At 66.9% G+C, this 15092-nt stretch carries 12 protein-coding genes and 1 tRNA gene; 7 read left to right on the top strand and 6 right to left on the bottom strand.

Annotation, left to right across the window (positions count from 1 at the left end; translation table 11 throughout):
* Nucleotides 1-295: 295 nt before the first annotated feature.
* Nucleotides 296-2680, top strand: a complete 2385-nt coding sequence (locus F6X53_RS01940) for an EAL domain-containing protein (protein ID WP_150996623.1) — start codon at nt 296-298, stop codon at nt 2678-2680.
* A 242-nt stretch (nt 2681-2922) separates the two neighbouring features.
* The gene (locus tag F6X53_RS01945) at nt 2923-3474 is read left to right on the top strand and encodes a hypothetical protein (protein WP_150996625.1); all 552 of its coding nucleotides are present in this window, start codon (nt 2923-2925) and stop codon (nt 3472-3474) included.
* 243 nt (nt 3475-3717) lie between these two features.
* On the opposite strand, the gene F6X53_RS01950 is transcribed toward F6X53_RS01945, so the two are convergent.
* Entirely contained in the window at nt 3718-4329 is a 612-nt protein-coding gene (locus F6X53_RS01950) for an HdeD family acid-resistance protein (RefSeq protein ID WP_150996627.1), read from the bottom strand.
* A 541-nt stretch (nt 4330-4870) separates the two neighbouring features.
* Here F6X53_RS01950 and F6X53_RS01955 point away from each other — a divergent pair.
* The 3 genes from F6X53_RS01955 to F6X53_RS01965 all read left to right on the top strand — a co-directional run bounded on the left by F6X53_RS01955 (nt 4871) and on the right by F6X53_RS01965 (nt 7956).
* Nucleotides 4871-5389 (top strand): hypothetical protein, encoded by a 519-nt coding sequence (locus F6X53_RS01955; protein ID WP_150996629.1) that lies wholly within the window; start codon nt 4871-4873, stop codon nt 5387-5389.
* 68 nt (nt 5390-5457) lie between these two features.
* A complete protein-coding gene (locus F6X53_RS01960; RefSeq protein ID WP_150996631.1) occupies nt 5458-6498 on the top strand; it encodes a patatin-like phospholipase family protein in 1041 nt (346 codons plus the stop codon).
* 3 nt (nt 6499-6501) lie between these two features.
* Entirely contained in the window at nt 6502-7956 is a 1455-nt protein-coding gene (locus tag F6X53_RS01965) for a GntP family permease (protein ID WP_150996633.1), read from the top strand.
* A gap of 75 nt (nt 7957-8031) precedes the next feature.
* Here F6X53_RS01965 and F6X53_RS01970 read toward each other — a convergent pair whose 3' ends face one another.
* Nucleotides 8032-8301 carry a hypothetical protein gene (locus F6X53_RS01970; RefSeq protein WP_150996635.1) on the bottom strand — a complete coding sequence of 90 codons (270 nt, stop codon included), beginning with the start codon at nt 8299-8301 and terminating at the stop codon, nt 8032-8034.
* Between the two features lie 372 nt (nt 8302-8673).
* On the opposite strand from F6X53_RS01970, the gene F6X53_RS01975 reads away from it, so the two are divergent.
* Together F6X53_RS01975 and F6X53_RS01980 are read left to right on the top strand one after the other, a co-directional pair.
* Complete coding sequence (locus F6X53_RS01975) at nt 8674-8871, top strand: hypothetical protein (protein ID WP_150996637.1); 198 nt, start codon at nt 8674-8676, stop codon at nt 8869-8871.
* Nucleotides 8872-8931: 60 nt separating this feature from the next.
* The gene (locus F6X53_RS01980) at nt 8932-9999 is read left to right on the top strand and encodes an AI-2E family transporter (protein ID WP_150996639.1); all 1068 of its coding nucleotides are present in this window, start codon (nt 8932-8934) and stop codon (nt 9997-9999) included.
* Nucleotides 10000-10077: 78 nt separating this feature from the next.
* On the opposite strand, the gene F6X53_RS01985 is transcribed toward F6X53_RS01980, so the two are convergent.
* From F6X53_RS01985 to F6X53_RS02000, 4 genes are all read right to left on the bottom strand, one after another.
* Nucleotides 10078-11823, bottom strand: coding sequence for a metallophosphoesterase (locus tag F6X53_RS01985; protein ID WP_238296553.1), 1746 nt, complete (start codon nt 11821-11823; stop codon nt 10078-10080).
* Between the two features lie 190 nt (nt 11824-12013).
* The gene (locus tag F6X53_RS01990; protein WP_210386366.1) at nt 12014-13504 is read right to left on the bottom strand and encodes a hypothetical protein; all 1491 of its coding nucleotides are present in this window, start codon (nt 13502-13504) and stop codon (nt 12014-12016) included.
* 359 nt (nt 13505-13863) lie between these two features.
* Nucleotides 13864-13953 (bottom strand) — tRNA-Ser (locus tag F6X53_RS01995).
* A 50-nt stretch (nt 13954-14003) separates the two neighbouring features.
* Complete coding sequence (locus tag F6X53_RS02000; RefSeq protein ID WP_150996645.1) at nt 14004-15086, bottom strand: glycosyltransferase family 4 protein; 1083 nt, start codon at nt 15084-15086, stop codon at nt 14004-14006.
* Nucleotides 15087-15092 lie beyond the last annotated feature (6 nt).

The following is a 15092-nucleotide window of genomic DNA, read 5'->3' on the forward strand; positions in this document are numbered from 1 at the left end:
ATCAAGGCGATATCTCTGCCTTGCCACTGCGAACGGATGATGAAGCGCTGCTCAAACATCGGACCATGATCCGAAATGATTGAAAAACATTCAGCTATCATCCAGTAGAATGCTGATATGAATCTCCATTATTCAGTATATTTCCGATTGCGACAAACATTTATGAGCATTTTTCAATCATAGACGTATCATTAACCAAAGACTGATCGAGGCGAATAGCACGGGAGAATTTAACGCGACATACAGTCAGGACGGTCCAGCATCGCTCTATTCGCTTTCTGATCGTCCGGATGCCATGCTCAAGGTCGTCGGTTGTTTTGTCAATTCACACGACCTGTGGTTGGTCGCCCTCGCGGCGGCCATCTGCACCTTGGCGGCGATCACCGCAATCGAGCTGCTGCATCACGCGCGCAAGGCCACGCAGCAGCTCCGGGCCGTCTGGCTCTGCATCGCCGCCGTGGCCTGCGGTTCGGGAATCTGGGCCACCCATTTCGTCGCCATGCTGGCCTTCGAACCGAGTCTTCCCAGCGGCTACGATGTCAGTCTCACGACGCTCTCCCTCGTCTACGCGATCGTCTTGACCGGCATCGGCCTCGCGGTCGCCCTCGCGCGTAACATCCCGTTCACGCCGGTCATCGGCGGCACGATCCTGGGCGGCGGCATCGCGGCGATGCACTACACCGGTATGATGGCCTTCGAGATTGCGGGGCACATCCGCTGGGACCCGATGCTCGTGGCCGCCTCGCTCATCCTGGGCGCCGTGCTCGGCAGCGCCGCCCTGCCGGTTGCCCTCGGCCGGCAGGGCTTCCGCGCACGGGCGACGGGCGCTCTGCTGTTGCTCGTGGCGATCTGCAGCCATCACTTCACCGCCATGGGTGCGGTCACGATCGTTCCGGATCCGAGCCTCGTGATCTCGGAGGCCGCGATTCCGGCGCGCTGGCTCGCCGTGGGCGTCTCGCTGGCGAGCGTCGCCATCCTGATGTTTGCCTGCGCGGCGCTCGCCCTCGATGTCCGCGAGCGTCGCCACGCGGCGCTGGAACGGGAGCGCCTGAATAGTCTCGCCAACGCCGCCGTCGAAGGCCTCGTCGTCTGCCGGGGCGACAGCATCGTGAGCGCCAATGACAGCTTCGGCAAGCTCGTGGGCATGCCGGCCTCCGACCTGTCCGGATGCCTTCTCTCCCGCTTCCTGCCGGAGGCGGCGACGCGCTTGGCCCTGGCCAGCCAGTCGGACCAGGCGATCGAGGCGGAGCTGTGCGAAGCCGGAGGGGGCACGATCCCGGTCGAGCTGATCATGCGGCCGGTGACCTACGGCGACCAACCCCATTATGCCGTCGCCGTGCGCGATCTCCGATCCCGGCGCCGGGCGGAAGGTCAGATCCAGTTCCTCGCGCATCACGACGCGCTCACGGGTCTCGCCAACCGGACGAGCTTCAATCAGCGGATCGAGCAGGAATTGAAGCTGGCCGAGGCCGGCGGCCGGAAGCTCGCGATGCTCTGCCTCGACCTCGACCGGTTCAAGGAGGTCAATGACCTGTTCGGTCACACGGCCGGCGACACGATGCTCGTCAACGTGGCGCGCACCGTCACGGAGATCCTCGACGAGACGCAGATGATGGCGCGGCTCGGCGGCGATGAGTTCGCCATCCTGATGCCCTGTGATCACGCGGTCGCGGCGGGGCGCCTGGCGGAGCGGATCCTGGAAGCGCTGTGCAGCCGCAACGGTGATGCCGCCGGTCCGGTCATCGCCACCAGCGTCGGGATCGCGCTCTATCCCGACGACGCGACCGATCGGGCCATGCTCCTGAGCTACGCCGACACGGCCCTCTATCGGGCGAAATCCGAGGGCCGCGGCACCTATCGCTTCTTCGAGGCCAAGATGGGCGCGCAGGTGCGTGACCGCCGGCTGCTGGAGCACGACATGCGCCACGCCATCGCGCGGGGCGAGATGCATCTTGTCTATCAGCCCCAGACCGATGTCACGACCGGAGCGGTGATCGGCTTCGAGGTGCTCCTGCGCTGGCAGCATCCCGAGCGCGGCGCCGTCTCCCCGGCCGTATTCATCCCGATCGCCGAGGAGAGCGGCATCATCCTGCAGATCGGCGAGTGGGTGCTGCGCGAAGCCTGCCGGGAGGCCGCGAGCTGGGCGAACCCGCTCTCGGTGGCCGTCAACGTGTCGGCCGTCCAGATCCTCGCGCCGCATTTCATCCAGATCGTGCATGAGGTCCTGTTCCAGACCGGGTTGAAGCCCGGGCGGCTCGAGATCGAGATCACCGAGACGGCCCTGATCCGGGATCCGCCGCGCGCCCATTCGAACCTGCACCAGCTCAAGGCCCTTGGCGTGCGGCTCGCCATGGACGATTTCGGAACGGGCTATTCCTCGCTCTCGAACCTGCGTTCCTATCCCTTCGACAAGATCAAGATCGACGGCTCCTTCATCAAATCGGTGGACACGAACGCGCAGACGGCCGCGATCGTGCGGTCGGTGCTGGGCCTCGGCCGCGGCCTGGGATTGCCTGTCCTGGCGGAGGGCGTCGAGACCGAGGGTGAACTCGGCTTCCTCGTCGCGGAGAACTGCGAGGCCGCCCAGGGCTATCTGCTGGGTCGGCCGGCTCGGATCGGCCAGTTCTCGGAGCATACGCACGGTCTCCGGACCCCGGACCGGCCGGCGCTGGTGGCGTGAATTCGCCCCTGTGAACAGCACAGGATTCCAGCAACCGAGACGACGGCAACGGAGGCAAGCTTTCCCGCCCGAGGGGATCCCGGCCAAAACCACCCACCGATGAACGGCCAGGCGCCTCTATGCTCGTCGGGATTGATGCGCCCAGAAACAATTATCGATCGAACTGTCCGAAACCTGCCCAGAACGAGCTTCGCCGCAAACGCGTTTCAGTCCAGGGAGGGTGTTTGTTCGGAGGTGCGACCATGAAACGTTTTGCGCTTTCAGCAGCAGCGATCCTCGCCGCTCTGGCATTTGCACCCGACCCCGCGGATGCGCGCGGCTTCGGCGGTGGCGGCGGGTTCCGTGGAGGCGGCTTCGGGGGTGGTGGGTTCCGCGGAGGCGGCTTCGGAGGTGGTGGGTTCCGCGGCGGCTTTGGCGGCGGCGGCTGGCGCGGCGGCTTCGGCGGAGCAGGGTTCCGAGGCGGCTTCGGTGGCTGGCGCGGTGCGGGCGTCGGCTGGCGCGGTGCAGGCGTCGGCTGGCGGGGGGCGGGCTGGCGCGGTCCGGGCTTCGGTTGGCGAGGCGCCGGCTGGCGTGGCTATGGATGGCGTGGCCATGGCTGGCGCGGCGGCTACGGTTGGGGCCTGGCCGGTCTTGGCCTCGGCCTCGCGGTCGGCTCCGGTCTCGGCTACGGCTACGGCAGCCCCTGGTGCAGCGCCTACGATCCCTACTGCAACGGGTACGGCTACGGGTACGCGCCGGCGGGCTATTACGGCTACGGCTATTACGGACGCCCCTATTACGGCTGGGCCTACTGAGCGCGCACCGCCGAACTGGAGAGCGGTTCGGCGCGCGAGCGCGTCACATCGAGGACTGAGCGCCGCTCCCGGTAGCAAGGCAATCGGGAACGGCGCCAGAGCGCCAGCCTGCTCCAGCACGCACGCGAAGGGGTCCCGGTCGGGATTGTCCCGCCGCGCCCCCGTCCGCATCGTCGCGAGGCGTTGCGCTTGAGGACCAACGCAGCGACACCAGCGCAGGTCGTTCGGTGATGACGCTGCGCTCTACTTGAGGCTCAACGGCCCCAGTCTGCCCCGGAGCGGCATCGCCGCGCGCGGATCCCGGGTCAGCCCTGCCCAGCACCAGGACAGGCCGGCCGCGAGCAGGTCGCAGGAGACGAAGAGGCCGATCGCCCAAAGGCCGGACAGGGGCCATTGCTGGATGATGGCGGCTCCGAGCAGCACCGAGACCAGTGCCAACAGAATGACCGCGGTGCGGGAGGTCCTCACCTCGTGGATGACGGCCCAGACAGCCCGGGCGATACCCGATGCGATCAGCACGAGGCCGAGCACCAAGGTGAGAGCCACCGAGGCCTGCACGGGCTGCGTCACCGCGAACAGGCCGCCAGCGACATACAGCGCGCCGGCCAGGACCCGGGCCGCGCGCGAATGCCACGGCTCGCTCTCGCGCGTCTGAGCCACGGCCTCGATGATCTCCGCGGCCCCGGCCATCAGCAGCAGGACGCCGTACCAGAGGGTGCTGGCGACGGTGAACACCGCGCTCATGTACAGGCCCGCGAGCCCCAGGATGAGGAGAACGATGCCCGCGGCGAGGAACCACCACCGGCTCGGCCGAGCACCGAAGGCCGGATCCTTCGAGGCCACATTGTCGCCCATGCGCCGTCTCCCTGGACATCGGCACGGTAGCCTACGCCGACGGCGATCCGAGGCTTGATCCGATGAGACAGTCGCGCGGGTCAGGCCCTTGGGTGCGATGGATACGCAAGGTGCGAAGCGACGGGGCGAACGTCCTCCGATTGCCTGGATACGGTATCCGACGATGAGACAGGCGGCCTCGCTTCGGAGTGGAGCGCCGGTCCGCTCATGCTAGACTGGCGCCTCATCACGGAGTCGACGCAGGGGAGACTGGAGACCGGCATCGAACGCGCGCTTTCCATTCCGTCGTGACCTGACCTCACCGATCGGACCTGCCCGTGCTTCCGATCCTCGAGAGGCGGATGCGGGATCGCGCCTCCTGGTGCTCGGCGCGCCGGCCAATGCCGGAGATCCATCGGCAGGGCGGAACGGTGTCCTTGTCGTCCGCGCAGGATTCGGCTGGGGCGATCGCCACCGGGTTCGCGGTTGGCGCAGAACCAGCACCTCTGAACCGTCACGGCGAAAGCGCCCGTGATGGGCTCGATGGCTGAGGAGGCCGGACATGGGTGTGGGCATTGCGTCCGAGCGGCGGCTCCTCTCGGAAGACGAGTTCGAACGGGTCAAGCTCAGCCATTACCCGGATCTCGGCAAGCTCGCGCCGGACGAGACGCTCGCCTTGGCCCGGTGGCTGCGCGAGCGCCGTCATCGCATCCGGGACATCGTCGCGGCGCGACGGCGCGCTCGGCGGGGCAAGGCCGCTGCATCTGGCATCGGGGCGCCCGAGGCCAGCGAGCGCGGCCTGTCCGAGAAGAAGCAGGTTTTCGCGCGCGCCATTCGGCGGGTGAACGCGCGTCTCGATCAGGGGCGGGCCGAACGCCGACGCGAGCGGATACGCACGAATTTCGACGCGGCTCTGGGGCGCAAGCGCGCCGCGATCCGGCACCATCCGGAACCGGGCGAGACCTCGGTCGACGGCATGCCGCCGATCGGGAGCGATCGACGTACCGTCACGACCGAGCGAAGTGAGATCGGGCGCGTTTCGCAGGCGGTGAAGGACGCACAAGCCCGGCGCGACAGCTGACGACGCCCGGACCTGCTTTCGCGGCCGGCGCCTCGAAGCTGCGGGCCGGCCCCGCATCGGAGGCACACATGGCTCCCGCCCGCGACCGGCTCGATTCCGACCCGCTTCTGATCGACCTTGCGCTGCAGGGCGGCGGGGCGCACGGCGCCTTCACCTGGGGCGTGCTCGATCGGCTGCTCGAAGAGCGCCAGTTGGAGATCGAGGCCATATCCGGCACCTCGGCCGGAGCCATGAACGCCGCGGTGCTGGCTCACGGCTATTGTCAGAACGGGCCGGCTGGGGCGAAGGCCGCGCTCGAAGGGTTCTGGCGGCAGGTCTCCGATGCCGCGCGGTTCAGTCCGTTCCGCCGCGGCCCTTTGGACGTCCTGCTCGGGCGCTGGTCCCTCGATCATTCGCCGCTCTTCGCCGCCATGGACATGATGGCGCGTGTGGTCTCGCCCTATGACCTCAATCCCGCCGGCGCCAATCCACTCCGCGCGATCCTGGCGGACACGGTCGATTTCCCCGGCCTCGCACGCAGCCCGATCAAGCTGTTCGTCACGGCGACGAATGTCCGGAGCGGCCGGGGACGCGTGTTCCGCAATGCCGACTTGAGCCCCGATGTGCTGCTGGCCTCGGCCTGCCTCCCGACGCTGTTCCAAGCCGTCATGATCGAAGGCGACGCCTACTGGGATGGCGGATATGCCGGCAATCCGACGATGACGCCGCTCATCCGCGATTGCGAATCCCAGGACACGCTCCTGGTTCAGATCAATCCGATCGAGCGGCCGGGACCGCCGACCTCGGCCAGGGAGATCACCAACCGCCTCAACGAGGTCTCGTTCAACGCCGTCCTGATGAAGGAACTCAGGATGATGGCCCTGCTCGGGCGTGTCGCCAGCCCGACCGACGAGGAGGGCGCACGATGGGCCGGGATGCGGATCCATCGGATCTCCAGCGCGATGATGCTGGATCTCGGCTATTCCTCCAAGCTCAATGCCGAGTGGCCGTTTCTCGTCATGCTGCGCGACGAGGGGCGACGCGCGGCCTCCGAGTTCCTGGACCGGCACCGACTGGATCTCGGCCAGCGCTCGTCTCTCGACCTCGATGCCTTCCTCCACGGGATCTGACCGATGGGGCTGCTCGGCATCGCGATCGGTCTCGGGCTTCTGGTCGGCTTGGCGTATCGCGGATGGAGCATCTTGCTGCTCGCGCCGGCGGCGTCCCTGGTCGCCGCGCTCTTCGCGCGGGAGCCACTCCTGGCGCACTGGACGCAGACCTTCATGGGCGCGGCCGCCCACTTCGTTGGGCAATATTTTCCGCTCTTCCTCCTCGGGGCCCTGTTCGGGAAACTGATGGAGGATAGCGGCTCCGTGACGGCCGTGGCGGACGCGATGACCCGCTGGTTGGGTCCTGGCCGCACGATCCTCGCCGTGGTCCTGGCTGGCGCGCTCGTCACCTATGGCGGCGTCAGCCTCTTCGTGGCGTTCTTCGTGCTGGCACCGATGGCACAGAAGATGTTCCGGGCTTCCGGCATTCCGCGTCGCCTGATGCCGGCGGCGATCGTCCTCGGCACGTCGACCTTCACGATGTCGGCCATGCCCGGGACGCCCTCGATCCAGAACGCGATCCCGATGCCGATTTTCGGCACGACGCCGTTTGCCGCCCCCGGCTTGGGGCTGATCGCCTCAGCCATCATGCTGGCCTTCGGGCTCTGGTGGCTGAGGCGAGCCGAGACCCTGGCCCGCGGCGCCGGGGAAGCCTTCGGCGAGGGGTCGCCACCCTCCGCACAGGTGCTTGCCGCCGACGACAAGCTGCGCGAGCGGGCCGTCATCGCCCGGGAATTCGATCCGGCCGAGATCGATCATGGCCCTCCGGCCTCCCGGCCTCCTGGCGTCGTCGTCGCCATGCTTCCCCTCGCGATCGTGATCCTCGTCAACCTCACGCTCTCCCTCATCGTGCTGCCACGCCTCGATTTCACCTATCTCGGCGAGGCCCGTTGGGGCGCCACCTCCTTCGCGGCGGTTGCCGGCGTGTGGTCGGTGGCCGTGGCTCTTGCCAGCGCCTGCATCACCGTCGTCCTGCTCAACCGGGCCCGGTTGCCCAGCTTGCGCGAGAGCGTGGATGCGGGCGCCAACGCTTCGGTGCTCCCGGTTCTCAGCGTCGCGAGCCTCGTCGGATTCGGCGCCGTCGTGGCGGCGATGCCCGCCTTCGCCGTCGTGCGTGACGCGGTGCTCGGGGTCGGCGGCGGTCCCCTCGTCTCGCTGGCGGCATCGACCAACGCCCTGTCGGCCCTGACTGGCTCCGCCTCCGGCGGCCTGACGATCGCGCTCGATACCCTTGGGCCGACCTACCTCGCACGGGCGGCGGAGATCGGGCTGAGCCCGGACCTCCTCCATCGGGTCGCGGTGATCGGAGCCGGAACCCTCGACAGTCTGCCGCATAACGGCGCCGTGATCAGCCTGCTGTCGGTCTGCGGCGCGACCCATCGCGACAGCTACCGCGACATCGTCCTGGTTGGCATCGCCGGCCCGATCGTCGCGCTTCTGGGCGTGATCCTGCTCGGCTCGATGCTGGGTTCGTTCTGAGAGCCGGCACCCTGCGGGCGACATCGCGCAGGATGCCTCCGAGCCGCCGATCGATACCGGAGCGCGTCAGCCCTCCTACCAGCGCCACGCGCATACGCGGCGTCCGCGGCGCCACCAGCAAACGCGCCGGCGCCGGCGCCGGCGATGGCGCGGATGCACCACCACGACGCGGGCCTTCTCGACGAGGTTGTCGGGGTTTGCCGGATCGGCAGCGCCTTGAGCGGACGCGCCCAGTGCCGGCACCATGGCCTCGGCGGCCTTCGGCAGGAACGCCAAGCCCAGGGAGGCAGCCAGAACCCCGGACGACATGCCCCGGAGCATCGCGCGGCGATCGAGTGCTGTCATGGGGCACTCCCCTGCTTCGAATCGGAGCCTGCCTGACTGTCACGTCAGCATTTGCAAGCACAAGTTCGGGACCGATGAAATCCGTCTCCGATCCGGCGGCGACCAGCATTCGAGCGGTCGCATCAGGCGCGCGCGATCGGCCTCTTGGAGAAATTCAGAGTCAAATCCTGCGCCTATACCAGCATGGCGTCAAGATGATGCGCACATCATTGAGCGCAACTGGACACACTGTACCATCACAGAGTGACAGGGCCGCATCGGTATGTGATCATCCACGCATTGATCTCTTGGAGCCGGCGATGAAAGCTCGCCCGCGATAGCGCGCGTCGACGTCGCGTCCGTCACATAGCCGAAGCGTCACGGGAGGCCGCGATGAAAGCTCTGATCGGAGCGCTTGCAATCCTCGTCGCCCTCGGCTTCGCTGCCGCTCCGGCGCAGGCCGCGAAGCCCATGCGCGGCGAGCACGCCGCCAAGCGGGCCGAGTGCCTCCAGCAGGCCAAGCTCCAACGCTTCGGGAGGCAGTTTGCCGCGCGCAACCGCTTCATGAGGACGTGCATGGCACGATCGTAAGATCAGACGGATCGGTCTGACGGGCTCGCGATGCGGCGGGCTGGCCTCGGAGGCGCCAGCATGGACGAGCCCACCAATCCCATCCGTCTCCTCATCGCCATCGGTGCCTTGATCCTGATCTGTGGTGCGCTCGCGCTCGCCCGCTCGGTCTTCGCGCCTGTCGCCTTCGCGATCTTCATCATCGCCATCGTGTGGCCGGTTCAGAGGGGGCTCCAGGCGGTTCTTCCCAAAGTCCTGGCATGTGCGATCAGCGTCGTCGGGACGGCCGCGATCATTCTCGCGTTCGGGTCCTTGATCACTTGGGGATTCGGCAGGGTCGTTCGGTCCGTCATCAGCGACGCGACGCGCCTGCAAGGCCTCTACGCTCAGACGGCCGACTGGCTCGAGACGCACGGGATCGTGCTCGCCGGGCTCTGGGCCGAGCACTTCAATATTCCATGGCTGCTGCGCCTGCTGCCAGAGTTGACGAGCCGGTTCAACAGCACCTCGACCTTCCTGTTCGTGATCCTGATCTACGTCATTTTGGGCCTGCTCGAAGTCGAGGATGTGGCGCGGAAGCTTTCCGCCGGCGGCGCGCGCGGGTTCGGACAGGTTCTTCTCGCCGGGAGCGCGCGAACGGCGGGCAAGCTTCGCCGGTTCATGCTCGTTCGCACGCTGATGAGCCTCATGACGGGCGCACTCGTCTGGGCATTCGTCGCCATGATGGGCCTCGACCTCGCCCTCGAATGGGGCGTGATCGCGTTCGTCCTGAACTACATCCCGGTGATCGGGCCACTCATCGCGACCGTCTTCCCGACCCTGTATGCCATGGCCCAGTTTGCCTCCTGGCAGACGGCGCTCCTGGTCTTCGTCTGCCTGAACCTGATCCAGTTCCTGGTCGGCAGCTACCTGGAGCCTCGGGTCGCCGGAAATGCCCTCGCGATGTCGCCGTTCATCGTGCTGTTCGCGGTCTTCTTCTGGACGTTCCTGTGGGGATTGTCCGGCGCCTTCATCGGCGTGCCGATCGTGATCGCGATCCTGACGATCTGCGACCAGCATCCCTCGAGCCGCTGGATCGCGGATCTTCTGGGCGCCCCGCGGGATCGCACCGACGAGGCGCGCACGCCCCTCAGACAACCCCGAAATTAGGCGGGGTCGCCCGGTTGCTCGCCGACGAACTGGCCTGGCGTCGGTCGATCGATGGCGTGCGCGCCGATGAGCCCATTCTCAGCATTCCACGCTCCCCCGGCCTCGAAGTTCGACGCGCTCAGGTTCGAGGAGCCGCAATCGATGATCCGGATCTGCCTCAAGGGTATGGATGTAGAAATAGCTGTCGCTGCCCTCGACGGATTCCATGACCGGCGAGGGCGCCGACACGATCAGGAGTCCGCCGCATTCGCCGATCCAGTCCACATGCCGATGCCCATGCATCACGACGACGTGGTCGGCCATCCGTTGCAGCTTTCGGACGAACCAGCTGCCATTGACGAGAGCGGTTCCGATCCGTTCCGACAAGGCCTTGGCGGGTTTGGGATACTCGACAGGATGATGGTGGAGCGCAACGATCCAGGCGGCATCGGGGTATTGGCGGACGGCAATCTCGAGCGCGCCGATCTCCTCGGCCGACACGATCCCGAGGGCATTCGTGAAGGAGAAATGCGTCTCCGCATTCGAGTTCAGCGCGATGATCCCGAGCCCGTCGGCCGAGGCCGGCGGTCGGATCATCGGGAAAAGGCCGCGCCAAAGCTTTGCGAGCGCCAGAGGCCGGCGTGGGCGGCCGCAATCGGCGAAGGTCCGGATCGCCTCGATATGGGGCCTCAGCGCTTCCGAGAGTGAAGCACCCATTCGCCCGGCCTCTCGGTCAACGGTCAGGACCCTCGATCCCTGCAGGGCCTCCAGCGCAGACAGGGTCCGAAGCTGTCGCAGACGCTTCTTCGGACTGGTCGGCAGTTCGAACCGCGCCGGATTGGCTCGGTCGATGACGTTCACGTCGTGATTGCCCGGGAGCGCGACGATCAACCTGGACAAGGCCGGGTACGGCGCGAGCGCATCGAAAAGCTCGGCCCATTCGCTCGAACGGCCTGCATCCGTGAGGTCGCCCGTGACGATCACGGCATCAAGGGGGCGCGCCGCATGAATGGCATCCAACCGAGCGAGGACGCCGCGCAGGCGCTCGTTGCCTTGGACGCCCGCCCGTCCGCTCTCGATGCGAAAGCCGTATCGCTCCCCGACGACATGGAGGTCGGACAGGTGAGCGACGCGCCACCGACGCGCATTCATCCCGGACCGATGGAAGGAAGCGAGATCCCTCGGTTGCGGCGTCACCGCGTCGGCAACGCCCCAGAGAAGGCCAGCCAAGCCGAAATAGACGGCAATGATCACGACGGCATTCGCGATCGAGGGTGAGACCAATTGGTGGGGTGTGACCAGGTCCGCCAAACCCGCACTCCATCGCGTGGCCGGCCAAGCAAGCGAGGCCACGGACAGACCGATCGCTCCCATCACCAATCCGGCTGCGGCCGCCAGGGCGGCGCGAATGGACGCGACCGTCGCCCTGCTGGCTCCGGCCGGGAGAAGGCCCTCGACGAGGTGGCGGAAGGTTTCGCGCGCGAGCGCGTAGCCGGGCTGAACCACGAGCGCGTTCAGGGACCAGAAGCTGCTCTCGGCCAGCCGAAACAGAGGCCGTCCGCCGAACCAGCCGACGACCGCAAACCCCGAGAGCAGCAGGACCGGCCAGGTGCCGCTCAGCACGGCCGAGAGCTTGGCGGAAACACCCATGATCCAGATGGACGCGATGAGAGGCGCCGCTCCGAGCATGAGGCCGGGCAGGACAATGAGCAGGAGGCAGGCGACGATGAGCTTCGGAAGGCTGACCTCCGCGAGCAGGTTGCCCGCGAGTGACAGCATCGAGTGCCGCTTCGTGCTAGAGCGGTCGTCCTCGGTATCGCCGAGGCGTGGATCGATGATCGTCACGCTGCGCCCCCTGAGTGAGTTCCAGGACGCGCAACTGCGATGCCTGAATGCGTCCTTGACGAATGGCGGCTGCCGAGGCGAAGCGATGCTGGGGCGCCCTCCGCCGAAGTGGAGACCGGTTCGGCGAAAGAGAGCGCGTCCCATCAAAGACTGAGCGCCGTTCCCGATCGCAACGGGATCGGGCGCGGCACTAGGCGCCGCGCGTGAAGCCGAGATTGTCGCCGATGACGGCCCTCGGTCCAATCGGCAGTTTCTCCGCGGTTGCGCCCTCGAGCTTGACGAAGTCGATCTTGTCGCTCCAGACCTTCCTGAGGAAATCCTCGAACACCTGGATCGTCAGTTGTTCGCCAGGACAGCGGCGATATCCGAATCCGAAGGGCGCGAAGCCGGCATAGTCGCAGACGGGCAGAGGCTTGCCCTGAGCGATTCCGTAGACGGTGCCGTAGGCGCTGTTGTGCAGGGCGGCCTTTCTGCCGTCCTTGACGTCGAAGGACGTCCTGTCGAACGGACATCGGGCAAAGCCGATCTGGTGCATCCGGGCTTCATCGATGGCGTGGCTCGTCGGCACGCCTTGGTAGCGCGACGGATCGAACGTCTTCGGATCTTTCCAATGAATCGGATCCAGGCTCGTGGCCGTATGCGGACTGATGATGTAGCCGTGCCGCTCGAACACGGGCGTGCTGACTTCCTCGACCGCGGAGATGCTTCCGCCATTAGGTGAGATCGTGCGGAAAAGCTCCATGACGAAGCATTCGAGCGGCGTGAAGGCGGCCCCGTTGGCGTTGTCGAAATCGCCCGACATGGTCTTCTTGAACGAGGCGCGCGCCTCCGGATCTCCACCAGCACGCTCCAATTTGAGCATGATGTTGTAGATCGTGTTTCCCCATTGACTAAACGCAACAAAATTGTGGAAGCACTCGAAGACGACATCCTTGTGCCGGAAGTTTTCACCTTCCTCGCCATTCTTGATCCAATAATACGCGAACGTCTTCTCGGGATCGGGCGTCTTGCCCGTCACCACGTCCGCGAGCTTTGTGTCGATCCAGGATTTGAGGAAGCCGAGATTCGCGCGCACGGCCATGTAATGGTCGTACACGATCCGCTGGGTCGGATCGCGGTGGGCGAGCACCGTGTTGAAGCTCTCCCCGATCTGGCGGACCCGCGTGGGGATCGCATCGCCCTTCACTCCGAGATGCAGGTCCCAATACAAGTCCCAGTAATTCTCCAGATACGACCGCATCAATGGCTTGCCGGAATTTTCCGTGGCCAGAAGGGCGCTGAAGAACCGGGTGACCTTGTCGCCATACATGGAACGGTAAAGGTTCGGCGTCAGAGCCGACATGTAGATCCGCTTTCGCCGGTTGTCCGGACCGCGCTTCTCCAATCCCTGCAGGAAGACGGTCACGCCCTGCTCCGGATCCGGTCTCCAGGTTTCGCTGATGAGACCCCAGAGATCAGCCGGAAGTGCATCTTCCTTCGTCAACGTCACATCGATCATCGGGAGCGCCGGCCGCTCGCCGGCGTAAGTGCTGACCAGGAAGTAGGGCAGGATGACGTGTTCGACGTAGGCGGGATCGTAGACCTGGAGAAATTGCCGCCGCAATCTGGCTGCGTTCTCCGCGAGCTCGCCAGGCGCCAAGGTCTGACCGGTCGTCGGTGGGGAATAGTGAGACAGGGCCATGTGGGGCACTGCTGCCGCGGCTGCGCCGCCGGCCAAGAACGTTCGTCTTTTCATGACAAAGCCCTTCGCCTTGAATATTGGCCACACCCATAAAGAGCGCAACGGAAGTCAGGCGCAAGCGATCCTGTCATTTCGTACAGAACTGTCTTCAGACTTGGTCCGAATGGCGACAGTTTTATCTTCGGATCAACGCCGGGAAAGCGGATTCCATGACCACGAAGAGAGCCGGATTACACGCCGGGCTGCAGCGTCCGACCCTGTCGGACCGTGTCATTGGTAGGGGTAATCGAGCGCCGCGACGGCTAGGGTCTCGACCGAGCCAAGCCAATCAGGCCGGCCGCCGACTCGAAAGAAGGGAGTGGCGGAGAGGGAGGGATTCGAACCCCCGATGCCCTTGCAGGCATGCCGCATTTCGAGTGCGGTGCATTCAACCGCTCTGCCACCTCTCCGCGAGGTGTCTCGACGAGACGGGCGGTGCCTAGCACGAGTGGTCCGGCTTTCACAAGCGGCTTGAGGCGGCGACGTCGCGCGCGATCCGCGCCACGTAGCCGCGAAGCTCCGCGTCGAACCGGGCCGGGTCGTAGAGCGTGCGAATCCGCGACGCGAGGGCGGGATCCGGCGGGCGTGCCGCGGCCCTCAGGATCGTCTGAGCCAGGGCCTCGGGCTCACGGGGGCTGAGGAGCGCCGTGTCGGCGCCGGCCTCCACCAGCATGGTGCGATGGGCCGGGATGTCGGTCGCGGCGACGGGCAGGCCCCGGGCCAGGGCCTCGGCGAGCGCCAGGGGCTGGGTCTCGGCGCCCGAGGGGAACAGGGCGACGCCGACTCCGGAAAAGGCCTCCGCGGGCCCGCGCTCGCCCGTGAAGGTCACGGCGGCGGCAAGGCCCAGTTCGGCGATCCGCGTGCGCAGGCGCGCCGCGAAGGCGGGATCGAGTTCGGGGCCGATGAGCGTCAGATGTGTGGTCGCGCCGGCGTCGAGGCCGCGCAGGTGGGCGAGCGCCTCCACGGCGAGGTCCTGGCCCTTGCGCGGCACCACCGCGCCCACCACCGCGAGGCCCGGGAGCCCGCCCCCGGGCGCTGGCTCGGCCGGCCGCAAGGGCCCGCCCGGCGGCAGGACGAGCGGGTTGCGGATCAGCCGGCTCGGCAGGCCAGCGGGCGGGGCGACATGGGGGCTGATGACGATGCAGGCATCCGCCAGGGCCGCCCGGAGGCGCGCGGCGCCGCCCTGCCCCGCTCCCGCATGCAGGTGCCAGAGCAGGCGCGGCCGGGGGCGCAGCGCCTCGGCGGCCACGCCGTAGACGTAGAGCGACGGCTCGTCGTGGACGTAGATGAGGTCGGGGCGCAGGCGCCGGAGGGCGGCGGCCTCGCGCCAGAGGATCGCGCCGAGCCGCGGCAGGATCGCGAGCTTGCGTCGGAAACCCACGAGCGGCTGGCTCGGGAACAGTGCGCGGACCGGCTCATCCGCCTCGGCGATCGGCGCCCGGACGGTGACGGCGTGCTCGCCTCGCAGGGCCTCGGCGGCGGCGAGCAGCACGCGCGTCGAGCCGCCATGGGTGTCGTAGAGCGTGGGGATCAGGATCTTCATGCGGGC

Source organism: Methylobacterium soli (genome assembly GCF_008806385.1).
Taxonomy (GTDB): domain Bacteria; phylum Pseudomonadota; class Alphaproteobacteria; order Rhizobiales; family Beijerinckiaceae; genus Methylobacterium; species Methylobacterium soli.